18 protein-coding genes and 2 pseudogenes are annotated in these 22,914 nt (G+C 57.9%); 11 read left to right on the forward strand and 9 right to left on the reverse strand.

Going from position 1 to position 22,914, the window contains the following annotated elements; translation table 11 throughout:
• Positions 1-99: 99 nt before the first annotated feature.
• Both RHM59_RS07440 and RHM59_RS07445 read left to right on the forward strand, forming a co-directional pair.
• Complete coding sequence (locus tag RHM59_RS07440) at positions 100-468, forward strand: sodium:solute symporter family transporter (protein ID WP_322286303.1); 369 nt, start codon at positions 100-102, stop codon at positions 466-468.
• Between the two features lie 120 nt (positions 469-588).
• The gene (locus RHM59_RS07445; RefSeq protein WP_322286304.1) at positions 589-1,287 is read left to right on the forward strand and encodes a hypothetical protein; all 699 of its coding nucleotides are present in this window, start codon (positions 589-591) and stop codon (positions 1,285-1,287) included.
• 79 nt (positions 1,288-1,366) lie between these two features.
• Here the strand turns inward: RHM59_RS07445 and RHM59_RS07450 are convergent, their stop codons facing one another.
• Positions 1,367-2,065 (reverse strand): glutathione binding-like protein, encoded by a 699-nt coding sequence (locus RHM59_RS07450; protein WP_322168839.1) that lies wholly within the window; start codon positions 2,063-2,065, stop codon positions 1,367-1,369.
• Positions 2,066-2,266: 201 nt separating this feature from the next.
• Between RHM59_RS07450 and RHM59_RS07455 the strand changes: the two genes are divergently transcribed.
• Together RHM59_RS07455 and RHM59_RS07460 are read left to right on the forward strand one after the other, a co-directional pair.
• Positions 2,267-3,586, forward strand: coding sequence for an Nramp family divalent metal transporter (locus tag RHM59_RS07455; protein ID WP_322286305.1), 1,320 nt, complete (start codon positions 2,267-2,269; stop codon positions 3,584-3,586).
• A 71-nt stretch (positions 3,587-3,657) separates the two neighbouring features.
• Complete coding sequence (locus RHM59_RS07460; RefSeq protein ID WP_322286306.1) at positions 3,658-5,067, forward strand: DUF2252 domain-containing protein; 1,410 nt, start codon at positions 3,658-3,660, stop codon at positions 5,065-5,067.
• Here RHM59_RS07460 and RHM59_RS07465 read toward each other — a convergent pair.
• Positions 5,055-6,452: an MFS transporter gene (locus tag RHM59_RS07465; protein WP_322286307.1), complete on the reverse strand. Its 1,398-nt coding sequence runs from the start codon at positions 6,450-6,452 to the stop codon at positions 5,055-5,057. The genes RHM59_RS07460 and RHM59_RS07465 overlap by 13 nt on opposite strands.
• Positions 6,453-6,582: 130 nt before the next feature.
• Between RHM59_RS07465 and RHM59_RS07470 the strand changes: the two genes are divergently transcribed.
• Positions 6,583-8,115 (forward strand): FAD-dependent oxidoreductase, encoded by a 1,533-nt coding sequence (locus tag RHM59_RS07470; protein WP_322286308.1) that lies wholly within the window; start codon positions 6,583-6,585, stop codon positions 8,113-8,115.
• A gap of 106 nt (positions 8,116-8,221) precedes the next feature.
• On the opposite strand, the gene RHM59_RS07475 is transcribed toward RHM59_RS07470, so the two are convergent.
• Complete coding sequence (locus RHM59_RS07475; protein ID WP_322168824.1) at positions 8,222-8,446, reverse strand: DUF2188 domain-containing protein; 225 nt, start codon at positions 8,444-8,446, stop codon at positions 8,222-8,224.
• Positions 8,447-8,517: 71 nt separating this feature from the next.
• A complete protein-coding gene (locus tag RHM59_RS07480; RefSeq protein ID WP_322286309.1) occupies positions 8,518-11,502 on the reverse strand; it encodes a PAS domain S-box protein in 2,985 nt (994 codons plus the stop codon).
• A 242-nt stretch (positions 11,503-11,744) separates the two neighbouring features.
• Between RHM59_RS07480 and RHM59_RS07485 the strand changes: the two genes are divergently transcribed.
• The 5 genes and pseudogenes from RHM59_RS07485 to RHM59_RS07500 all read left to right on the forward strand — a co-directional run bounded on the left by RHM59_RS07485 (position 11,745) and on the right by RHM59_RS07500 (position 17,470).
• Positions 11,745-12,713: a cation diffusion facilitator family transporter gene (locus RHM59_RS07485; RefSeq protein WP_322286310.1), complete on the forward strand. Its 969-nt coding sequence runs from the start codon at positions 11,745-11,747 to the stop codon at positions 12,711-12,713.
• 16 nt (positions 12,714-12,729) lie between these two features.
• Positions 12,730-13,770, forward strand: a complete 1,041-nt coding sequence (locus RHM59_RS07490; protein ID WP_322286311.1) for a DMT family transporter — start codon at positions 12,730-12,732, stop codon at positions 13,768-13,770.
• A 325-nt stretch (positions 13,771-14,095) separates the two neighbouring features.
• Positions 14,096-14,977 (forward strand): annotated as a pseudogene (locus RHM59_RS25425) (methyl-accepting chemotaxis protein); the annotation flags it as partial.
• A 201-nt stretch (positions 14,978-15,178) separates the two neighbouring features.
• A complete protein-coding gene (locus RHM59_RS25430; RefSeq protein WP_416195084.1) occupies positions 15,179-15,883 on the forward strand; it encodes a methyl-accepting chemotaxis protein in 705 nt (234 codons plus the stop codon).
• A gap of 255 nt (positions 15,884-16,138) precedes the next feature.
• Positions 16,139-17,470, forward strand: coding sequence for an MFS transporter (locus RHM59_RS07500; protein WP_322286683.1), 1,332 nt, complete (start codon positions 16,139-16,141; stop codon positions 17,468-17,470).
• A gap of 369 nt (positions 17,471-17,839) precedes the next feature.
• Here the strand turns inward: RHM59_RS07500 and RHM59_RS07505 are convergent, their stop codons facing one another.
• A complete protein-coding gene (locus RHM59_RS07505; protein ID WP_369124941.1) occupies positions 17,840-18,694 on the reverse strand; it encodes an AraC family transcriptional regulator in 855 nt (284 codons plus the stop codon).
• Between RHM59_RS07505 and RHM59_RS25435 the strand changes: the two genes are divergently transcribed.
• Positions 18,635-18,766, forward strand: coding sequence for a hypothetical protein (locus RHM59_RS25435; protein ID WP_369124942.1), 132 nt, complete (start codon positions 18,635-18,637; stop codon positions 18,764-18,766). The genes RHM59_RS07505 and RHM59_RS25435 overlap by 60 nt on opposite strands.
• A 43-nt stretch (positions 18,767-18,809) precedes the next feature.
• Here RHM59_RS25435 and RHM59_RS07510 read toward each other — a convergent pair whose 3' ends face one another.
• The 4 genes and pseudogenes from RHM59_RS07510 to RHM59_RS25445 all read right to left on the reverse strand — a co-directional run.
• Positions 18,810-19,643: an oxidoreductase gene (locus RHM59_RS07510; protein ID WP_322286313.1), complete on the reverse strand. Its 834-nt coding sequence runs from the start codon at positions 19,641-19,643 to the stop codon at positions 18,810-18,812.
• A 236-nt stretch (positions 19,644-19,879) separates the two neighbouring features.
• The gene (locus RHM59_RS07515) at positions 19,880-20,683 is read right to left on the reverse strand and encodes a hypothetical protein (protein ID WP_322286314.1); all 804 of its coding nucleotides are present in this window, start codon (positions 20,681-20,683) and stop codon (positions 19,880-19,882) included.
• A gap of 366 nt (positions 20,684-21,049) precedes the next feature.
• A complete protein-coding gene (locus tag RHM59_RS25440) occupies positions 21,050-21,967 on the reverse strand; it encodes a methyl-accepting chemotaxis protein (protein ID WP_416195085.1) in 918 nt (305 codons plus the stop codon).
• Positions 21,956-22,675 (reverse strand): annotated as a pseudogene (locus RHM59_RS25445) (MCP four helix bundle domain-containing protein); the annotation flags it as partial. The pseudogene RHM59_RS25445 and the gene RHM59_RS25440, both read right to left, overlap by 12 nt.
• Between the last annotated feature and the right edge of the window lie 239 nt (positions 22,676-22,914).

Genomic DNA, 22,914 nt, shown 5'->3' on the forward strand with positions numbered 1-22,914 from the left:
TACCAGTCACTCCGTTTTTACATTGCTTGCACAGACTGTAAGAGCCCTGACAGCGGCAAACGTTGCATAACCGAGGCATTGCCGGCGCTAATTGCACACATGCCGACCTTCTGCGCCAGTTTGGTGGTCATTGGCTTGGCCGGCGCGCTGTTTGGCGGTATCTCGGCCAACACCCTGGCCTCGGCCACCTTGGCGATGAAGGACTTCTACGGCCCGCTCTTCAACAAAGAAAAGAACGACCGTAAGTCGGTGATCTTTATCAAACTGGCGGTTGTCGTGATCGGCTTCTTGCACTTGGTGCTCGCGTTGTATGCGGACAACATCCTGCTTATTGCCTTTCTCGGCAAAGCCCTGCGCGCCGCCTTGGCCGTCATCGTATTGATGTGCTTCTACGCGCCGAAATTCGGCACTCCACGTGCCGCCCTGAGCCCGTATACCGGGCGCCAATGGCGTTATATCCATTGTTGACACCTGCCGCCTGCTTAACCTCGCCGGCTAATGCCGCTCGTCTGCCACGAGCAACTCTTGGACCTGAGTTCACTCCAGAATTACGAAGGTTGGATTTATTCACAAACAAGAGAGACGGACATGAAACATACCCTTGTTGCAGCTTTTGATAATTTCAGCGACGCCGACAAAGTTAGAACCGAATTGGTCGATCAAGGCATCGCTCACACCAATATCACCGTCGCAGCGGCGCAGAGCGATTCGACATCAGGTCTCGCCGCTGAAACTTCTTCAGGTCTGGCCGATGAAGCTTCGACGAGTCGGGCGGGCGGCCACGATGAATCCATGGGTGAAAAAATCAGCCGCTTTTTCAGCTCGCTGTTTGGCAACGACGAAGACGACAATCTGCACCGCCACGCCGTCGCTTACCCAGAAGCGTACCGCCGGGGCTCGACGCTGGTAACGGTAACCGTAGACACCGATGAACAGGCCGACAAGGCTGAACATATCATGGAGAGCAATAGCGCCATCGATATCAACGAGCGCAGTGCGAGCTGGGCAAATAAGGATTTAGCGAGCGCTTCGGGCAGCTACATCACCCCGGATACTGACCTGACCGCTCCAGCAGGGTTGAATGCCCGCGACAATATTCCGACCGATCCGGTGCGCGTTTCCCGCGTCAGCGAGCGACCATTCGGCGAAACGGGCCGACCAAGTGGGTTAGGTGCAGAGCCTAGCACCCTGCGCGGGGATGACGTCATCGGCCAACGCCATGCCATGGACGATGATTTGGGTGACGACATCGATGACGAGCCTAACCCGCTCAAAGACCGTCGTTAATTTATCGACGCACTCAGAACTGCACCCCACAAGTTGGACACCCGTCTGACTTGTGGGGTGTTTTGCATTAACAGGTGGTTTAGCTAGGAATCTTCAAACCCCTCACCACTGCGGGTCGCGCCAAGAACAGATCCAGCGAGCGCACGACGTTCGGGAAATCAGCAATCCCCACCAACTCTCCCGCCTCGTAAAAGCCGACTAACGCACGTATCCAAGGGAAGATGGCGATGTCGGCGATGCTGTATTCATCGCCCATGACCCAATCGTAGCCCTCCAGTTGCGCCTCCAAAACCCCCAACAAACGCTTGGCTTCGCTGACGTAGCGGTCACGTGGGCGTTTGTCTTCGAATTCTTTACCCGCAAATTTGTGGAAGAAACCCAACTGGCCGAACATCGGGCCGATACCGCCCATCTGGAACATGAGCCACTGGATCGTGTGGTAGCGCTTGGCCGGATCCTGGGAGATCAATTGGCCGGTTTTTTCCGCCAGATAAATCAGAATCGCGCCAGATTCAAACAGCGGCAGCGGTTTTCCGCCGGGGCCGTTCGGGTCAAGAATGGCGGGGATTTTGTTGTTGGGGTTCAGCGACATAAACGCCGGGGTCATTTGGTCATTATTATCAAACCCGACACGGTGTACCTCGTAGGGCAGACCAATTTCCTCGAGCATGATCGAAATCTTGACCCCGTTCGGGGTGGGCAACGAGTACAGCTGGAGTTGCTCGGGGTGCTGCGCGGGCCATTTTTGGGTAACGGGGAAGAAGTCGATATCGGTCATGTGAATATCCAAGTGATAACACGCGGTCATCAGGAGGCCGATGCTGCAATGGCGGCGCTCCCGGCTGTGGCTAAAGGTAGCCGGGTTGTCCCATTGAGCGCGAATTTATTCGCGAATAGCCCGAACCCGGTCTATCAGGTGCTTGGGAGCGCCGAGGATTGCGACTAAGCTGCGTCTTTGTTTTTTTGAACGGAATGCCGTGTGAAATTCAGTCTGCCGAAATTAGCCACCGCACCGTTCTGTCCGCCTGAAGTGGCGGGCTCGGTGGCCGTCGATTCAGGTGCCGTATTCTGGAAACGCGCACTGAAGTTTGCCGGACCGGGGTTGCTGATTTCCATTGGCTACATGGACCCCGGCAACTGGGCCACCGCCATTGAGGCCGGTTCGCGCTACGGCTACGACTTGTTGTTCGTGGTGCTGCTGGCGAGTCTGGCGGGCATGGCGTTGCAATGCTTGTGCTCGCGGCTCGGCATTGCCACCGGTCGCGATCTGGCGCAATTGTGTCGAGAACGCTACAGCACTCGTTCGGCCCGAACCCAATGGGTGCTGGCGGAAATCTCGATCATTGCCACTGACCTCGCCGAAGTGCTGGGCTGCGCCTTGGCGTTTCACCTGTTATTGGGCATTTCCTTGACCTTCGGCATCGCCTTGACCGCCTTCGACACCCTGTTGGTGCTGGCCCTGCAAAACCGGGGCTTTCGCCGCTTGGAAGCGATCATGCTGGTGTTGGTGCTGACCATCGGCGTGTGCTTCTTTATCGAACTGCTGCTGATCAAACCCTATTGGCCCGACGTGTTCCATGGCTTCAAACCGTCTCTTGCAGCCATCAGCGGCGCCGCGCCGTTGTACCTGGCGATCGGAATTCTTGGGGCCACGGTGATGCCCCACAACCTGTACCTGCACACGTCGGTGGTGCAAACCCGGTTGATCGGCAAGGATTTGGCCAGCCGCCAGGACGCGGTGCGTTTGTCTCGCATCGACACCATTGGCTCGCTGACGTTGGCGTTGCTGGTTAACGCCGCCATCCTGATCCTCGCCGCTGCCGCGTTTCACCAGACGGGTCACACCGGCGTGGTGGAAATTCAGGACGCCTATCACCTGCTTGACCCCTTGGTGGGGGGCACCTTTGCCAGCCTGCTATTCGGCATAGCGTTGTTGGCTTCGGGCCAGAGTTCGACCTTTACCGGCACCATCGCTGGCCAAGTGATCATGGAAGGTTTTCTGAACCTGCGAATCCCGTGCTGGCAGCGACGGTTAATCACCCGAGGCCTGGCGTTGATTCCGGCATTCACCGGCGTCTGGCTGATGGGTGACGATGCGGTGGGCAAGCTGCTGATCCTTAGCCAAGTGGTGCTGAGCCTGCAATTACCGTTTGCCCTGTACCCATTGATCCGCATGACCAACGACAAACGCTTGATGGGCCCCTTCGTTAACAACCTGCCTACCCGCCTGCTGGCGTGGAGTTTGTTTGCAGTGATCAGCGTCGCCAACATCTGGCTGATCGCGCAGTTGCTGCATTGAATCGCTGATCACCTTGCGCGTCCTTCGCCGCCCTCTACGCTTGGTGAACCATTACTGAGCGAAGGGCTTTCATGACCACCCTCAAAGACCGTCTGAAGTCGGGTAAGGACGCCCGCAAACACTGCTCCCGCCGTTCACAGGCCGAGCATGGCGACACCCACCGCGACCCGATCTCACTGATCGAAACCTCCAGCGAAGGACGCATCCAACCGCTGGTTGAACTGCGTTACGGACGGATGCTGGTCTCACCCTTCACGTTTTACCGGGGCAACGCCTTGTTGCACGCCCACGACCTCGCTGGTACGCCGAACATGGGTTTGACCGTTCCGGTGTGCGGCGACTGTCACCTGATGAATTTCGGCGGTTTCGCCACGCCCGAACGTAACCTGTTGTTCAGCGTCAACGACTTTGACGAAGCACACCCCGGCCCTTGGGAGTGGGATTTGAAACGCTTGGTGGCCAGTTTCCTGATCGCAGCCCGGGACCTGCGCCACGGCAAAACCGTGGAAGAAAGCGTCTGCCGCGAAGTCGTCACCGCCTACCAACAAGCCATGGCCGAGTGCGCCCAGCAAGGTGCTTTAGAACTTTGGTACGACGCCATCCGTTACGAGGATTTGTTAGAACAGGCAAAGTCCGACAGCACCCTCGCCCACGTCGAGCGCGCAGTGCAGAAAGCCGAACGCCGTACCCACGCCGAACTGCTGCCCAAAATAAGCGAACGCGACGAACACGGGCACTTGCTGATTCGCGATGATTTGCCGGAAATATTTCACCTGCATAACGCCACCACCCTGCTGGACGCTGACGACGACTGGATGGGCCTGAAGAATTGGCAAGCCCTCTACGAAACCTTCATGCGCGATTACCGGCCCACGCTGCAAGCCGATCGCCGTGCATTGTTGGGGCGTTTCGAGGTGCAGGACATGGCTTTTAAAGTGGTCGGCGTTGGCAGCGTCGGTACTCGTTGCTTGGTCGCGTTGCTGACCGACGACCAGCAACACCCGCTGTTCCTCCAGATCAAAGAAGCACGGGCCTCCGTGCTGTCAGGTTACGTCAGCGCCAAGTCGCGGATTCGCCACAACGGGCAACGGGTGGTGGATGGACAGCGCTTGATGCAGTCCGCCAGCGACTTGTTTCTCGGCTGGACCACCGGCCCGAACGGACGTCATTTCTATGTGCGGCAACTGCGGGACATGAAGATTTCGGCTGAACTGGAGACATTTGACAGCGAAGCGTTCGCGGCCTACGGGCGCATCTGTGGTCGAGCGCTGGCCCATGCCCACGCCAAAGCCTCGGGCTGCGCGGCGGAGATCAGCGGGTACATCGGCAAAGGCCCGAGCCTGGCGGATGCGCTGCTCAAATACGCACAAGCGTATGCCGAGCAAAACGAGCGCGATTTCGAACGTTTTCAGAAAGCCTGCCGCACCGGTCGTTTACAAGCCCGCTCGGAGGCGGACTTGGCCGCCGATCATTTGCCCTGAGCCTTCGGATTGCTCTGAATGACCAACGCGCATGCCCCCGCCGCTACACACACCGCAGCGGCCAAAACCACGGCCCAATGAAACGCTGCAATCAGGGAATCTGCGTGATACGCCAACACCTTGCCCAGCAACGCGGTGGCTACCAGACCACCCGTTCGGGCAATGGCGTTGTTCAGCCCCGACGCCGAGCCGGTGTGTTTTTTATCGACCGAGGCAAAAATCGCTGTTGTTAACGGCGCAACGGCGCAGGTCAGGCCCATCGCAATAACCGCTAAGGCCGGCAACACTTCGGTCCAATAACTGACCTGAAGGTCCATCCGCAACAACAGTAAAAAGCCCGCCCCAACAATGCACGGCCCGACGATCAAAAAAGGCCGTGTGCCAAACCGACCTGCCAGCCCGCCTAACCAAGGGGACGCCACCGCCAGCACCAACGGGATCGGTAACAAGGCGGCCCCGGCTTGGGTGCTGGAATAACCGCTGGCGACAATCAAAACGTACGGCAACAGAATCGTCAGGCAACCCAGCGCGCCGTACAGCAGGAAGGTCAACAGCGTCAGCCCGGTAAAACCCGGCGAACCGAATAGCGCCAGCGGCATCATCGCCGAGGGTCCTTTTTTGCGCTCCCACACTAAAAACAGCGCAAGCAACGCTGATCCTGCCAGCAAGGCAACGACACCATCAATGGACCAGCCTTCAGGGCCCGTCACCCAGATCAACGCCCAGGTAATAGCGCCAAGACCCAGGGTGGCTAACAGCGCGCCCGCCCAATCCAGTGGGATGATGTCGCCGCTGAGGTGATCTTCTTCGACGTAGCGCCACGCCAGATATATCGCTGCGCTGGCCAAGGGGATATTGATAAAGAAGATCATTCGCCAACTGACGGTATCGATCAGCCATCCACCCAGAATCGGTCCGCCCGCACCAGTGGCCGCCGCTGCTGCGGCCCATATACCGATAGCTCGCCCTTGTTGCTCACCCTCAAACGTTGCGCCGAGAATCGCCAGGCTGTTGGGCATCAAAAACGCCGCGCCCACGCCCTGGGCGAAACGTGCCGTGATCAGCGTTGGCAGGTCAGGCGCCAGCCCGCACACCACGGATGCAATGCCAAACATGAGGATGCCAATGATGAGCACTCGACGGCGGCCGAAGCGGTCACCCATCGAGCCGCCGAGCAATAACAGCGCGCTCAACGGCAGCAGATAACCGCCGATCAGCCACTGCAACCCGCAATGGCCCGCGCCCAAGTCGCGTCCGATGGCGGGCAGGCCGACATTGACCACCGAACTGTCGATAAACGCCAGGCTCGATGCCAGTACGCAGGTGACCAGCGTAAGAATCCCGAGCGCAGTCATCGGAGGGGGCGTGTCGCGGGTGGAGTTCATGTGTTCGCCTGGGAAAGGGATTTGAAATTATTGACACTGGAGGCCTGCTTTGCCCTTCGGTCGCCTGCACCGGCAGACGCGTAGAGCTGTGCCACGATTAGTCGACCATCTGATTGCCAAGGATCGAACCATGAAGCGCTGCGACGTATTGATCATCGGCGCAGGCCCAACCGGCTTGGTGCTGGCGCTGTGGCTGAGCAAACTGGGAATCAGGGTGCGGATTATCGACAAGACCGCGACCTCAGGCAGTACTTCCCGAGCCTTGGCCGTTCAGGCACGAACGTTGGAACTGTATCGTCAGCTTGATTTGACTCAGGTGATTCTGCAACACGGGCACAAGGTGCCGGCGGTCAATCTTTGGGTCAAGGGCGAACACGCTGCGCAGGTGCCGTTCGACGCGGTGGGCAAGGACCTGACGCCCTACTCATTTCTGGAAATATTCCCTCAGGATCAACACGAACGGCTTTTGATTGAGCGGTTGTTGATGTTCGGGGTGTCGGTGGAGCGCCAAACTGAATTGACGCGCTTTGTCCATGACGGCGTAGGAGTCACGGCTTACCTGTCCGGGGCCGACGGTCAGGAAGAGGTGTGTGCCGCGCGTTACTTGGCAGGGTGCGACGGTGCCCGCTCCACTGTGCGAAAAAGCCTCGACATCGGTTTCCCAGGGGGCACTTACCAACAAGTTTTTTATGTGGCCGATGTAGATGCTGACGGTCCTTCAGTCAACGGCGAGCTGCACGTGGACCTCGACGAGTCGGAGTTCTTAGCGATTTTCCCGTTGGCGGACAAACACCATGCCCGTTTGATCGGCACCGTGCGCAATGAACACGCCGACACCCTGACGTTCGAGGATGTCAGCGGCCGCGCCATCGAGCAGCTTCAAGTCCAGATTCATCGGGTGAACTGGTTTTCGACGTACCGCGTGCATCACAGGGTAGCGAAGCACTTCCGCCAGGGGCGCGCATTTCTATTGGGCGACGCGGCGCACGTCCACAGTCCGGCGGGTGGGCAAGGCATGAACACCGGCATTGGTGACGCGATCAACCTGGCGTGGAAACTCGCGGCCGTGCTAGAGACGCGTGCGCCGGACAGCCTGCTCGACACCTATGAAACCGAGCGAATAGGGTTTGCCCGGCAATTGGTGGCTACCACCGACCGGGTCTTCAGCTTTGCCACCGCCGAGGGACGAATCGCCAAGCTGGTGCGCACGCGGATTGCGCCGCTGCTGATCCCTAAAGTCATCGCCATCGACGCGGTGCGTGAATTTATCTTCCGCACGATATCGCAAGTGACGTTGAACTACCGAGGCATGCCACTCAGCGCTGGCACTGCGGGCGAGGTCCACGGTGGCGAGCGTTTGCCGTGGGTGCCCGGGAGTGACAATTTTGAATCGTTGTCCCGCCTGTGCTGGCAAGTGCATGTTTACGGTGTCGCCAGCGAACAACTGAATGCCTGGTGCAAAGAGCGTGGCGTGCCGTTACACGTCTTTCAATGGACACCGGCCCATGCCGCCAGCGGTTTTGCGCGTAACGCGTTGTACCTACTGCGACCAGATACCTACGTGGCCCTGGCCGAACTGTCAGGCGAACCCGAAGTGCTGGATCGATATTTTGATGAACGGGGCATACAGCCGCAGAAGGATCACCTACTGAACACCACATAACCCCTATCAACCACCGCATAACCAATTGAATTATTGATAATTAAATTGTCTGGTTTTTGCTGCGCGACAGCGCGGCGCTGGGGACGCTGGAGCCGGGATTAACCTATTATCCCGGCGATTTCGACGGGTCTGCGCTGCGTGGATAGGTTCGCTCTTCCTGTATCGTGCCGTCTTCCTTATGGATCTTCAGCGATGCCGTGCGCGTGCTGAGGAACTCGCTGGCAAGTTTGATCAATTCTTCTTTGGTGCCCGCTGTTTTTGAAGCATGAACCGCGCCCTGCTTTTTCAATGACCAGAACGTTCCGGTTTTTTCGATGTGGTAGTTATCCATGATGGCTCCGTTAACGAAACGAACGTTGCAATTGCCACATCGATGGATTCCAGATACGTATTAAAATTCCATCAAACTGCCGGACGATGCCGCATAACCACCGCCCTGCGCAGCACCCGCGACAGCTGCTCGACCGAGTAAGGTTTATGCAGCAATTCAAACCCGTACGAGCCCTTCTGCGCCAACACATGGCTATAACCACTGGTCAGCACCACGGGTAAATCGGGATGCCGGCGGCGAATTTCCTGGGCCAAGTCGATGCCATTCATTCCCGGCATGATCACGTCGGAAAACACCACGTCGAAACGCATGCCGTCCACCGCCAGCTCGGTCAGCGCATCCCTGGCATTAGCCACCCATACCGCAACATAACCCAACTCGCCCAGGGTTTGCATGGCGAAGCTGCCGACCTCTTCGTTGTCCTCCACCACCAACACCCCCGTGCCGTGCCCGTCCACCAGCACATCCGGCTCGGCAATGACCGCCGAAGTCGGCGGGCAGGCAACCCGGGGCAGGTAAAGGGTGAACATGGAGCCTTTGCCGAGAGCGCTTCTGACATGAATTTCGCCGCCTGATTGCTTGGCAAATCCAAACACTTGAGACAACCCAAGGCCGGTGCCCTGCCCCACATCTTTGGTGGTGAAAAACGGTTCGAAAATCTGCTCCATGTGCTCGGTGGAAATACCGGTGCCGGTGTCCTCAAGCGACACCGCGACAAAATCACCTTCGGGCGGGGCCTCTATGCCGGGGATCTGCGCGACGCAGCTGACGCTGATGATCAATCGGCCCTCTGCGCCCATGGCGTCGCGAGCATTAACCGCCATGTTGACCAAGGTGGTATCGAACTGACTGCGATCTGCATCGACAAAGCAGGCCTGCGTGGGAAAGCGAGTGATGATCTCGATCCGTGATCCGGTCAACGCCCGGACCATATCAACAATGGCCTTGATGCCCAGATTGACGTCAAATACCTCTGGCATCAGCGCTTGGCGACGGGCGAAGGCCAATAACTGACCCGTGAGCTTGGCTGCGCGGTCGACGGTGTCGGAAATGGCGCTGACGAAGCGTTCACGCTTCTCTTCAGTAAGATTGGGCCGCTTGAGCAGGTCGGTGGAGGACTTGATGACCGTGAGTAGGTTGTTGAAGTCATGGGCGACGCCGCCCGTCAACTGACCAACCGCTTCCATTTTTTGCGCCTGACGCAAGGCTTCCTCGACCTTCATCAGTTCACCGGTGCGCGCCTCTACTTTGGCTTCCAAAGATTCGTTGGCTTCCCGCAGGCGCACCTCGCTGCTGCGCAGTGCCGCTTCGCCTGAACTGCGCTCGGCGGCTGAACGGGTTCTTTCCGCGACTTCCTGGATGAACTGCAATTCCTCAGCCGACCAACTTCTGGGCAGCCGATGGGCGATACACAGCACAGCCACCAACGCCTCACGCTCGATAACCGGTGCATAAACCAGCGTCGGCAACGGTTCAACGCTGTCGGTCTCCGGTTTCGAATCATGGATCTGCACCATCTCGCCGCGCTGCAGATGTTCAACATGGGCGGCCTGATGCTGAAGCGGCAACCATTCCACCGGTGACTTAAACCTGGTAGCGCTCCAACAGCGCTCTATGTGTAACGCCTGAGCCTCGATGCTAAAGGTCCCGTAACCAACACGACTGACCTGAAGTGTTTCGCCAACCAGTTGCGCAGCGGCAACGGTGATATCGGTGGGATCGCTGAGGCCGCGAAATCTGTCGGCCAATGAAACCAATGATTCACGCAGCGTTTCGGCCCGGCGCCGACTGGTTTCGTTGCGCGCAATTTTCAAGAAACCTTGTGGCTGACCTGCGGCGTCCAGCGGCAACGGATGGACCGAGCCGTTCAGGTAAACGTACTCGCCATCTTTGCGAACGTGCCAGCGCTCGTCGGCGGCGCTGCCCTCGCGGGTGGCGATGGTTCGTTCCTGAACGTCGATGCCGCACGCGCGGTCATCTGCGCTGAACAGCAAGGCGCTCTTCAAGCCAATAATTTCCTTGGCGGTCCAACCGAAAATGCTTTCTGCACCTTTTGACCACGTGCTGATGCGACCTTCCAGATCGGTGGTGAGAATGGCGTAGACCTTCGCACCTTCAATCACCAGACGCAAGCGCGCTTCACTTTCGCGCAATGCCACGTCGGCATTAACCCGCACCGTGACATCGGCGCCTTCGACAAAAATAGCCGTGACATTGCCGTGGTCATCTTTGATTGGCTGATAGACAAAATCGACGAATCGCTCATCAATCGGGCCGCCAGCAACGGGTTGAACGGCGAAGGAAGCGCCAATCGCGGAAAACGCCACACCGCTATCGAAGACGTTATCCAGCAGTTGCAAGTAACCCTGCTCGACGGCGTCCGGTAATGCCTCGGCCACCGTGCGACCGACCACCGGTCGATGGCCAATCAGCTGTAAGTAACCGGGATTGGCCAGCTCGAAACGGTGTTCCCGACCACGCAGCATGGCCATGAACGTGGGCGCCTGCTCGAACAACCTTGAAAGCACGGCGTTTTCCAGGGCGGCACGGCGTTCGGCCAAGACCTGCCCAGTGGTTTCAGTGCACACCACCAACACGCCACCAATACCGCTCGGAATCTCTTCGTCATCCACTGGGCTAAATCCATATGTCCAGTAGACGTCGTCCTGGCGACCGTGGCGAGTGATGGGCACCAAGTGATTTTCGTGCCATGTCGCGCCGCCACCGCTCATCACCTGCACGATCTGCGGACCAATCACCTCCCAAATTTCATCCCATACCTGCCGCGCAGCCTGCCCCAGTGAACCCGGATGCAACTCCGGGCCCAACGACTGCCGATAAGCGTCGTTGTAAATACAGATGCTTTCCGGGCCCCAGAAAATATACATAGGGTGGTGGGTATTGAGCATCAGGCGCACTGCCGTGCGCAGGCTTTGTGACCAAGTGCCCGGGTGCCCGATTGCCGTAGCGCCCCAGTCATGGCCCCTAATCAAGCGTCCCATTTCGCCGCCGCCCTTTAAAAAACTGGCGACATCCCGCACCCTCTCAACCGACACGGCATGGACCTTGGGGTATCAACGTCGTTTGGGTTACGGGTCCTGGGATCATTCTGGGATCACTCATGTCCATTACTTCGCATAGGAGCAAGACCGCAGTGTCATTTTCGATCAGGTCGTTCGATCAGATCGAAGACCGACCTGACGTGTAAACTTATTCATGTTTGTAGAACATAGTTCAATTACGTTCATTTAATAGGCATGAATGCCAAATTAGACTGGCAGACAAACATGGAAACGCCATGACCGACCATCACCACCCTAACCACGAAGCGCCGGCGCACGATCATGGCTCGACAGGCCATCATCATCACCCTACGCCCCCTGCTGGCTTTGACAGCGCGTTTGCCATTGGTTCTGCAATCAATGCGGCGTTCGTCGCCGCCGAAGTGATCTTTGGGTTGACCGCGCATTCAGTGGCGCTATTAGCCGATGCGGCGCACAACCTGGGCGACGTTTTGGGGTTGCTTTTGGCGTGGTGGGCAGTCTGGCTGGGGCGTCGAGGCCCGACACCTAGCCGCACGTATGGCTACGGGCGCAGTTCGATTCTCGCCTCATTGACCAACGCCGTGGTGCTGCTGATCGGCGTGGGGGGCATCACCGTTGAAGCGGTTCGACGCCTGATCGAGGGCGTCCCCTCCGCAGACGTCGGCGGCGAAACGGTGATGGTCGTGGCCGCGATCGGCATCCTGGTAAACGGCGTCACCGCGCTATTGTTTGCCAGAGGCCGCAAAGGCGACCTGAACGTGAAAGGTGCATTTTTACACATGGCCTCGGACGCCGTAGTCTCGGCCGGTGTGGTGGTGTCGGGACTGATCCTGGTGTTAACCGGCTGGAGTTGGGTGGACCCCATTGTTAGTTTGTTGATCGCTGCGTTGATTCTGTATTCGACCTGGGGACTGCTGCGCGATAGCGTCAATCTGGCGTTGGACAAGGTGCCGGGGAACGTTGATATCGAACAGGTGCGAACCTACCTTGCCGCGCTGCCGGGCGTCACTGAGGTGCATGACCTGCATGTCTGGCCCTTGAGCACCACCGAAACCGCGCTCACCGCTCATCTGATTCGCCCCGAAGCCAAACACGAAGACGCTTTTCTGCACGATGCGTGTCAGGCACTTCGGGCGCGCTTCAACATCGGCCACTCAACGTTGCAGATCGAGACGGGCGATGTTGCCCGCCCCTGCCAACTGGCCCCGGCCCATGTTATTTAGCGCTTGGAAGGTCCCCATGAACGTGAGTGTTGTATATGCGCTTGCCGCGGCGGCTTTGTTCGGTGCAAGTACCCCACTGGCCAAATTGCTGGGTCTGGGAATCGATCCGCTGTTGCTGGCCGGGCTTTTGTACCTCGGCAGCGGTCTGGGGCTGGCCGTGACCCGAATGATCCATGACCGGGGCTGGCACGCCAGTGGCCTCACGCGCCAGGAATGGCCTTGGTTGATCGGCGCCATCGCCTTCGGCGGCGTGCTTGGGCCGGCGTTGCTGATGTTTGGACTGATGCGAACCGCTGGCGCGACGGCCTCGTTGATGCTGAATCTGGAGTCAGTCCTGACCGCGCTGCTGGCTTGGGTGGTCTTTAAAGAGAATGCTGACCGCCGAATCGTTGCCGGGATGATCGCGATTGTGCTCGGCGGTCTGGTGCTGTCGTGGTCGCAGCAAAACCAGGGGGCTCAGGACTGGCTCGGTCCAGGCGCCATCGCGCTGGCGTGTTTATGTTGGGCGATTGATAACAACTTGACCCGCAAAGTGTCGGCGTCCGACGCGTTGTTTGTGGCGGGCAGCAAAGGCTTGGTCGCCGGTCTGGTCAATTGTTCGCTGGCGTTGCTGCTTGGGTCTCGGTTGCCGGACCTGGCGCTGTTGGCCCCGACGCTGCTGGTGGGGTTTCTCGGCTACGGCGTCAGCTTGGTATTGTTTGTGCTCGCGCTGCGCGGGCTCGGCAGCGCACGCACTGGAGCTTACTTCTCGACGGCGCCTTTCCTCGGTGCAGCGATTTCGATGTTGCTGCTCAATGAGCCTGCCGCCCCGCTGTTCTGGGTGGCGTCGGCATTGATGGGGGTTGGGGTCTGGCTTCATCTCACCGAAAATCATGCGCATGTTCATCAGCACACATCACTTGAACATGGCCATCGTCACGTCCACGACGAGCATCATCAACATCAGCACGCATTTACTTGGGACAGCGCTGTGCCTCATAGCCATGATCATGCCCACGCGCCGCTGCAACATAGCCATTCCCACTTCCCGGACGTTCATCACCGTCATCGACATTGACGCTGCGCCCGCTGCGTTTATGGCCAGTAAAACCGTTAGTTTCGGTCCGTTGATCAATTACTGTCGCCTTGGTATACAGCTATCCGTTTACTGGCCGATAGCGTCTTTGCGCATGGGTTTATTGGCCTGATCGAAAGGATTCCCCCGCCGCGCGAAGATTTAGAAATAGACCCCCATCCGGAGTAACTCGATGAACAGCTGGCTCTCGAACATCAGCGTCAATATCAAGCTGGCGTTGGGCTTCGGCCTGGTGCTGGTGCTGACCGCCGTTTTGGCGCTGATCAGCTGGACCAGCCTCGACGGCCTCATAGATCACAGCGACCGGATGAGCAGTATTTCGGCCCTGAGCAACCAGTTGGCCAACCTGCGAGTTTCACGCTTGCAGTACATGATTGCCAACGGCGACGAGACCGTTGGCCAAACAGTACAGGTGGCCATTGATGGCTATAAAAGCCAGCAGCAGAAACTGCGAACAATGTTAAGCAGCCCCGAAGACGTAAAGCTACTCACCCAGTTGAGCGACGTCAGCAACAACTACGAAAGCGCGCTGGCAAAAATGCGCAATGCCTACAACGTTACCGCGCGCGCCCGGGCGCAGATGGGTGTCGACGCGGTGAAAGGCGCCGACATCATTGGCGGCATCATCACCACCGTGCTGCAGATGGCACCCACCGATGAAGGCCGCTTCGAACAGTACCAAGCCATCATGAAAGCCAAGGAAGACTTGGCGCTGGTGCGCTATGAAGTACGCGGATACACGGCCAAGGTCACGGCCGAAACCGAACAAAAAGCCATGGACCAGCTGGAAGCGGCCATTGGTGGCCTTAAACCACTGAGTGAGATGTTCGGCAGCTCACAACCGGAAAAACTCAAACAGCTGGAAACCGCGCTGCTCAATTATCGAAACTCGGTACAGGCGTTCAAAGTTGCCAACAGCGATATCGTGTCCTCGCGCAAATCGCTGGGTGAGCAAGGTATCCTCATCCTCAGCCTGAACGACGAACTGTACAAACTTCAGACCAGCTTGCGCGATCAGGACAGTGCTCAGTCACGCACCCTGCAAATCGGCGCCACCCTGCTGGCGTTAATCATCGGGACCTTGGCGGCAGTGATTATCACCCGTCAAATTACCGTTCCGTTGCAACAGACACTGGCCGTGATCGAGCGCATCGCATTGGGCGATCTGTCTCACAGCCCGGCCGTGACCCGCCGCGACGAACTGGGCGTGTTGCAACAAGGCATCCAGCGCATGGGCAGCACCTTGCGCGCACTGATCCGTGGAATTCATGAGGGCGTAACGCAAATCGCCAGCGCCGCTGACGCGTTGTCTACGGCGACCCAGCAGACCAGCGCTGGGGTTAACAGCCAGAAAATCGAAACCGATCAAGTGGCAACGGCCATGCATGAAATGTCGGCCACGGTTCAAGAAGTGGCGCGCAACGCCGAACAAGCTTCAAACGCGGCTTCAGCCGCTGACAAGCAAGCCCGCGAAGGCGACAAGGTGGTAGGCGAGGCGATTGCGCAGATCGAGCGCCTGGCAGCTGAAGTGGTTCGCTCCAGCGAGGCCATGAATGGGCTTCAGCTGGAAAGCAATAAGATCGGCAAAGTCATGGACGTGATCAAGGCCGTGGCCGAACAAACTAACTTACTGGCCCTCAACGCCGCCATCGAAGCGGCACGTGCCGGCGAAGCCGGTCGCGGGTTTGCCGTGGTCGCGGACGAAGTACGGGGCCTTGCCCAACGGACGCAAAAATCCACCGAAGAAATCGAAGCCTTGGTCGCCGGCCTGCAAAACGGCACACAACAGGTCTCAAGCATCATGCTCAGCAGCCGCAACCTGACTGACAGCAGCGTGGCCTTGACCCGAAAAGCCGGCGCCTCACTGGACAGCATCACTCAAACGGTGTCGAGTATTCAGGCGATGAACCAGCAGATCGCCGCTGCCGCTGAGCAACAAAGCGCAGTGGCCGACGAAATCAGTCGCAGCATCATTAATGTCCGCGATGCTTCCGAGCAAACCGCAGCGGCCAGTGGTGAAACCGCTGCCTCCAGCGTTGAATTGGCACGCCTGGGCACTCAATTACAAACGCTGGTCAGCCGCTTCCGCATGTAAGCCACGGACCAGCGCAGTGCGGCGGCAATGTGCCGTAGCACTGCGGTGTCTGTCGGGTCGCAATAAACATTAGCAACCTACCATTGCACTCATGGGCCCTAAACCGGCATGCTCAGTTTCAGCTGTTGGCCTGCTTGGCAACCTGACTGCCTGATTTGATCAGATGTGCCCGGAGCCTCGTCGGTAATGACCCAAACCAGCCCGCTGGAAAACCCCGCTGTCAGCACTAAATTGTCGTCACTTGAATTCCGTGGGATGGTCGCGATTCTGCTGTCCATTGCCTTGGCGACTCTCGATACCGCTATCGCCAACACCGCGTTGCCCGCCATCGCCGCCGACCTGAATGCGTCGCCTGCGGCCTCGGTGTGGGTGATCAATGCCTATCAACTCGCCGCCGTCGCCACGCTGCTGCCGCTGGCTGCATTGGGTGGGATCATCGGCCATCGCCGGGTGTTCCTCGGCGGACTGATGCTGTTCATCGTGGCCTCGGCGCTATGTACGTTGTCCTGGTCGTTGCCGACATTGACCATCGCCCGCGTGCTTCAAGGCCTGGGTGCCGCCGCGATCATGAGCGTCAATGCGGCCTTGATCAGCTCAATTTTTTCCCCGCAACGTCTGGGTCGAGGGTTGGGTATGAATGCACTGGTGGTGGGTTCGTCTTTCGCCGCCGGCCCCACCGTGGCGTCTCTAGTGTTGTCGGTGGCGCACTGGCCGTGGTTGTTCGCGATCAACTTGCCTATCGGCCTGTTCGCCTTGTATTTCGCCTGGTCTGCGTTGCCCGTCACCAAACTCAGCGGCCTGCCATTTGATCGCATCACCGCGATTTTGAACGTGATCGCTTTTGGCGCGTTGATCTTCGCCCTGAGTCAGGCCGCGCAACTGGGCCCGATGACCAGCGTGATAATCGCCTTGGCCATCTTTGTGGTCGCCGGGGCGTTCATGCTGCGGCGCGAGGCCGAGCATCCGGCGCCCATGTTTCCACTGGATTTGCTCAAGCGGCCGCTATTTGCCCTGTCGGCGTTAACGGCGGTCTGCTCGTTCGCGACCCAAGGCCTGGCGTTTGTGTCGCTGCCGTTCTTCTTCGAAAACGTCTTGGGACGCGACCCGGTGCAGACCGGCTTTTTGATGACGCCATGGTCAGTGGTAGTTGCCGTGATTGCGCCCTTTGCCGGGCGTTTGTCAGACCGTTATCCACCCGGTCTGTTGGGCGGCATCGGCTTGGCCGTGCTGTGTGGCGGGATGATTTCGTTGACCCAACTACCGAGCAATCCCGACGCGTGGGACATCGGCATTCGCATGGTCATCTGCGGTCTGGGCTTCGGCTTTTTCCAGGCGCCGAACCAAAAAGCCCTGCTCACCAGCGCCCCGCCTGAACGAAGCAGCGGCGCCAGCGGCACCATCGCAACGGCCCGTTTGATCGGCCAAGCCACCGGAGCGGCATTGGTGGCCCTGAGCTACGGAATTTCCGGCGAACACGGCCCGGTGCTCGCCCTGACCATCGGCGCGTGCTTCGCTGCAGTGGGCAGTGTTGCCAGCGGCTTACGCTTGATCACGCCCAATACGGTTAGCAAGCATATTGGGAAGTGATGGTCGAATGTCGCCAGGCAAATCCGCCTAGTCAGGGTTATCGCGAGATTCCGTGGGACCGAATTTGACTTCACATTCAACATCATCTGCGTCTGGCACCACGCTATTCGGTCCCACAGATTTTGGCGCTGCACATCTGTAGGAACTGCCGAAGGCTGCGATCAAATATTCAAAGGCCTAGCCAAAAATCTCTGTGGGAGTTGGCTTGCCAACGAAAGCGTCAGTGCAGGCGACCCAGGTCTCAAGTCGATATCAGCGGCGTGATTATGGGCCTCTTCGCAGGCAAGCCTACTCCCACAATGAAACCCAGAGCCGTTCCGGCTTCGCCAACAAGTTGGCTCCTAAAGATTGCGTCGGCTGGCGTTTTTTTTAATGCGATGACACATAGATAGAAGGGCTGGTCGGGGCTGGCAGTGCGTAGGTGCGTTTCATCCATTGCACCTCTGCTTGGGGTGTTCGGCCGAAGAAGCGTTTGAACTCCCGGCTGAACTGGGAGGCGCTTTCATAGCCGACGCTGAATCCGGCGATGGCCGCCGTCATGTCGTTGCGTAGCATCAACAGCCGTGCTTGGTGCAGGCGAGTGGACTTCAGGTATTGCATCGGTGACGTGTCAGTCACGGTTCGAAAATGCAGGTGAAAGCTCGGCACGCTCATGCCCGCGACTTTCGCCAGGCACTCGACGTCCAGCGGCTCTGGATAACTGGCGTGAATCCGCCGAATCGCCTTGGTGATTTTGCCAAATTGCCCTTGGCGGTTGAGCGCCGCGCGCATGGATCCGCCCTGCTCGCCACCGACGATTCGGTAGTAAATTTCCCGAACCAACGCCGGTCCGAGAATCAACGCGTCGACCGGTTCGCTCATGACTTCTAGAAAGCGCAGCACCGAGTCGCTCAACTTGTCGTCCATTGGCGAGGAATACATGCCCTTGGGGACCGCCGTTGCAACGCCTTCGCGCTCGCCCACCTGAAGCATCAGCTCAGCGGCCAGCTTGAAATCCAAACGCAGGTATACCGCCAGCATCGGTTCTTCTTCGCTGGCATCAGTTTCCATCGTGAACGGGACCGGCACTGACACCACCAGATAATGCTGCGCGTCGTAGATGTAAACCTCGCCCCCCCAATACCCGCGCTTGCGCCCCTGACAAAGAATCACAATGCCAGGGTCATACAACACTGGTGTGCGGGTCAGCGGCCGATTGGACCGAAGAAAGCGAACGTCATCCAATGGCGTCAGGTTGTAACCTTCCATCGGCGCCAGCCGCTCCATCAATTCAATGGTGCGCCGCGTCTTGAATAGCTCGTAGTCCATGGGCATCTCAGGGTGTGCGATGGGCACCGGGTCAGCCATCGGTCGACAGGCTCAGCGCTTCCCATGCATCAATGTCTTCAGCCATCTGCTTCAATTTTGTCCTGACCAGCGTCAAGGCATCACTGCCCAACAATAAGTGTGCGGGGGGAGCCGGGCTGGCAATCAATTGCAGCAGTGCCAACGCAGCTTTTTGTGGATCGCCGAGCTGCTTGCCGCTTCTTTCTTCACGGCCTTTTCGCACAGGATCGAAGGACTCATCGTAGTCCTGAATACTTCTCGGGCTTCGCTGCATCGAGCGCCCCGCCCAATCGGTGCGGAACGATCCGGGGGCGACGGCGGTGACAACGATGTTGAACGGTTTGAGTTCTTTGCTCAGCGTGTCAGAGATACCTTCCAACGCGAATTTGCTGGCGCAGTAGTAAGAAATCCCCGGCATCGTGATGAAGCCGCCCATGGACGTGATGTTGATGACATGGCCCGCCCTGCGCTGACGAAAATACGGGACGAAGGCCTTGGTTATCGCCACCGCACCAAACACATTGACCTCAAACTGCTGACGCATTTCTTCAATCGGCGATTCTTCGAAAATACCTTCATGGCCGTAACCGGCGTTATTGACCAGTACGTCCACAGGGCCAAATTCAGCCTCTGCCTTGGCGACGATATCGTCAATCGCTGCGAAGTCGGTGACGTCCAACACATAAGCGTGCGCACGCTCTGGGGACTGGGCCTGGAAACTCAACAACGCTTCGCTGTTACGAACAGTACCGATGACGTGGTGCCCGGCCGCGAGGGCTTGCGTCGCCAACGCGCGGCCTAAACCGCTGCTGACGCCGGTAATAAAAATCGTTTTGACAGGGGTCATGATAGGGCTCTCGATCAGTGATTCAGTGTCGTTATCCTGAGACCAAACTCTAGGCGTGCGAAGACTGAATCATCTGCGATGATTGCCTATTCCTATTAAATTCAATAGCCCCAGCTCGACAGCCGCGCTGTCGTGCGGCATACCCAAATTCCTGTAGAAACCAACTTGCTGGCGTGGAGCTTGATGCGTGCATCAGCTAAAACGCCTCGCGAACAAGTTCGCTACTACAGCGCTCGTCAAGGGGTTAACGGCGAACCCGGCGACGCGGGGTTCGCCACAGGGGATGGTGATACGACGGGAGCTGGCCGACGCGGTTTAAACAATTCCCGCGAACGGCGTATACGGCTCGCCAAGGTGCTGTTCTCGTGCAAGTTGTCGTAGTGGAACACGGCCGTCGCGCGCACTGCATTGGGGTCTGCGGGCAGGTTGGTGTGCAGCGAACGGTAACCCCAGAACAGATACAGATCTCCCGGTAACATGCGGATCTGGGTGAACTTCTCGTCGCCGTCGGCGTAGTTTTTCTTCAACCAGCGCTGGGTCCAGCGATTATCGACGAGCATTTTGTCGATCAGGTTGTAGAAATAATTGCGCCGTAGCGGGCGATGATTGCGCAACATGAGCAAGTCGCCAGGGTCGGTTTTTTCGGGCATACAGACGGGCATAATCGTGGTCAGCACGAACGAGTCGTAATGAAAAATCATCGACTCACGCTGCCCACCATCACCAATCAGACAGCGCAACACTTGATGCAGCCCCCGCTCGACGGGCTGTCGCCCGGTGGCAGCGGTAACAATCCGCTGGCACAAATCAATGAACACCGGCGAGCTACCCCATGCGTGCAGCAGTGAACCGGAAACGGCTTCCTGGCCAGTCAAGGCAACGTAGCGGTTGCCCGCAGCGCCCACCGCGTCCATCACCAGGTTCTTCAACTCAACCAACTGGTCGTTAGTCGCCCATCCAGGCAGCACTGCATAGCCTTCTTTGTTGATGGACTCGACAAGGGTTTTAATTCGAACATCCGAAAACGAAGTGTATTGCATATGTGTGCGCCTCTGGGTGCATCGCCAGTGTTTTCGATAATGGCCAATAATGCATAGCTGTATTGCGCAACTAAGAAGGCAAAAACAGATTAGCAGCACCTACAAAACGCACAACCCCTTCAGCAATAATTTTACTAAATTTAGCATTGTATATTTTTGTACATTTTTGTACATGCTAGTACAAAACACCCACATCAATAACTAAACGACCGCACCTGTTAGATTAAACTAACTAACTTAGTCTCTACTTTATTACATGTGTTACACCTACCTAACAGTTAACTGACACACCACCGGACAGTGATGAAGCGTTATAACTCCCTTACTAAACTACGCCCAACTTCCTTCCTACCTATCGGTAACGATCTACAACACAAACCGCTGCACCATCGCATTCAAATCCATCGCCAACATCGACAACGCATCGCTGGCGACGGTCGTCTGCTGGGCGCCCGAGGCGGTTTGGGCAGACAGGTCGCGGATGCTGCTGAGGTTTCGATCCACTTCGTGGGCGACGTGTGCCTGCTGTTCGGCCGCACTGGCGATGAGCAGGTTGCGGTCGCTGATGGTCGAGGTCGCCGTGATGATCACCGCCAGTGCGTTACCCGCAGCGGCGGCTTGATCTAACGTGACGTTTGCCTGGGTAGCTGTCAGGCGCAGGGCTTGGGCAGTGGCTTGGGTGCTTTTCTGCACGTCGTTGATCAAGCCCTCAATTTCAGTGGTAGACGCGCTGGTGCGTTGTGCCAGGGAGCGCACTTCGTCAGCGACTACCGCGAAACCGCGACCGGCTTCCCCTGCCCGAGCAGCCTCGATGGCTGCGTTGAGCGCGAGCAGATTGGTTTGATTGGCCACGGCGCGAATCACATCGAGAATTTTGCCGATGCTCAATGTGCGCTCGGCTAGGCCTTCGGCCTCATGCGACGAATCCAGCACATTGCCGGTTAATTGTTTGATGGATGCAATGGTGTCATGCAGCCGCAGCTGTCCCTGAACCGCCGCATCGCTGGAGGCCTGAGACTCCCCGGAGGTGCTGCTGGCATTGCCCGCCACCTGCACCGCCGCTTGGCTCATCTGGTTGACCGCGACGGCAGCTTGTTCAATTTCACCGTTTTGCAGGTGCAGGTTGTGTGCGCTGGCTTGAGCGATGGAACCCATTTCCTGAACCGATTGCGCCAGTTGCGTTGCGGCCGCGCCAATCTGCGCGATGGTGCCGTGAAGGTTGCTGCGCATCCGCCCGAGCATGCTGAGCAGTTGGGCGGTTTCATCTTTGCCATCAGGTATCATCTGCGGGCTCAGGTCGCCCTCGGCAATGGTGCTGGCGATGTGCAACGCGTGACGCACGGGACGGATGATGCTGACACTCAGGCGCCAGGCCAGCAGCAAGGTCAGCACCAGCGCGAGAATGATCGCACTCAGCGCTATAAACCGCGCCTGACGATAACTTTTGCCCGCAGCCTCCACCGTTTTCGCCGCGCTTTGCTTGTTGAGTTCTCGCAGCAGTTGCACTTGCATGTCCATCAAATCGCCTTGCATCGACAACGTGGTGTTGACCAGCATCCGGGCGTCGTTGATTTTTCGTTGTTCAATGAGGGACGTTTCATCATGCAAGCCCGGAATGAACGCTTTATAGGCGTCCTGCAAGGCCAGGATGGAATCATGTTCGGTGCTGTCGGTTACGCGAGCCAGGTAGTCGTGGAAGCCTTTTTCAACTTCATTTTTCAACTGCTCAACGTTGATTTTGCTGGTAATGACCGCGCTTGGGTCGTCGGCATTGGCGACCAGATTGGCCGTCTCGGCACGCAGTTTGACCAAATCGATGGCGATGGCATCGGCCATGGCGATGCTGGGCAATGCCCCGCTTTCAATGGCTTCACCTTGTTTGCGGATGTCCTGCATTTGCCACAGGCAAAACGCCCCCACGGCCACTAACAGCGCTGCGGTGACGCCAAAACAACCGACCAAGCGCTGGGAGATTTTAAAACGTCGCAGCATGGTCGTTTCAGAACGTGGGCTTAAAACCCGAGGCCAGAATCTGTTCACTGCTGATTACGCCTCTTAATCGACTAGATTGGAGACGCATGTATAAGGCTGTTGTGTGATGACTTTATGACATTAGGAAAAAATTTCTCTCGTGCGCTGTATTGATCCGCTAGCCTGGCTTCCTGCTGGAAAAGTCGCCAGCAGCATGCACCCCAGATTGATAAACGAAGGTCTACTGGCATCCTTAATTT

This window comes from Pseudomonas sp. MH10, from assembly GCF_034353045.1.
In the GTDB taxonomy this organism is placed as follows: Bacteria; Pseudomonadota; Gammaproteobacteria; order Pseudomonadales; family Pseudomonadaceae; genus Aquipseudomonas.

Excerpts from the sequence above, each read along its gene's own strand:
- RHM59_RS07440 (WP_322286303.1), top strand. The coding sequence starts at position 100 with ATGCCGACCTTCTGCGCCAGTTTGGTGGTCATTGGCTTGGCCGGCGCG.
- RHM59_RS07445 (WP_322286304.1), top strand. The coding sequence starts at position 589 with ATGAAACATACCCTTGTTGCAGCTTTTGATAATTTCAGCGACGCCGAC.
- RHM59_RS07450 (WP_322168839.1), bottom strand. The coding sequence starts at position 2,065 with ATGACCGATATCGACTTCTTCCCCGTTACCCAAAAATGGCCCGCGCAG.
- RHM59_RS07460 (WP_322286306.1), top strand. The coding sequence starts at position 3,658 with ATGACCACCCTCAAAGACCGTCTGAAGTCGGGTAAGGACGCCCGCAAA.
- RHM59_RS07465 (WP_322286307.1), bottom strand. The coding sequence starts at position 6,452 with ATGAACTCCACCCGCGACACGCCCCCTCCGATGACTGCGCTCGGGATT.
- RHM59_RS07470 (WP_322286308.1), top strand. The coding sequence starts at position 6,583 with ATGAAGCGCTGCGACGTATTGATCATCGGCGCAGGCCCAACCGGCTTG.
- RHM59_RS07475 (WP_322168824.1), bottom strand. The coding sequence starts at position 8,446 with ATGGATAACTACCACATCGAAAAAACCGGAACGTTCTGGTCATTGAAA.
- RHM59_RS07485 (WP_322286310.1), top strand. The coding sequence starts at position 11,745 with ATGACCGACCATCACCACCCTAACCACGAAGCGCCGGCGCACGATCAT.
- RHM59_RS07490 (WP_322286311.1), top strand. The coding sequence starts at position 12,730 with ATGAACGTGAGTGTTGTATATGCGCTTGCCGCGGCGGCTTTGTTCGGT.
- RHM59_RS25430 (WP_416195084.1), top strand. The coding sequence starts at position 15,179 with ATGTCGGCCACGGTTCAAGAAGTGGCGCGCAACGCCGAACAAGCTTCA.
- RHM59_RS07500 (WP_322286683.1), top strand. The coding sequence starts at position 16,139 with ATGGTCGCGATTCTGCTGTCCATTGCCTTGGCGACTCTCGATACCGCT.
- RHM59_RS07510 (WP_322286313.1), bottom strand. The coding sequence starts at position 19,643 with ATGACCCCTGTCAAAACGATTTTTATTACCGGCGTCAGCAGCGGTTTA.
- RHM59_RS07515 (WP_322286314.1), bottom strand. The coding sequence starts at position 20,683 with ATGCAATACACTTCGTTTTCGGATGTTCGAATTAAAACCCTTGTCGAG.
- RHM59_RS25440 (WP_416195085.1), bottom strand. The coding sequence starts at position 21,967 with ATGATACCTGATGGCAAAGATGAAACCGCCCAACTGCTCAGCATGCTC.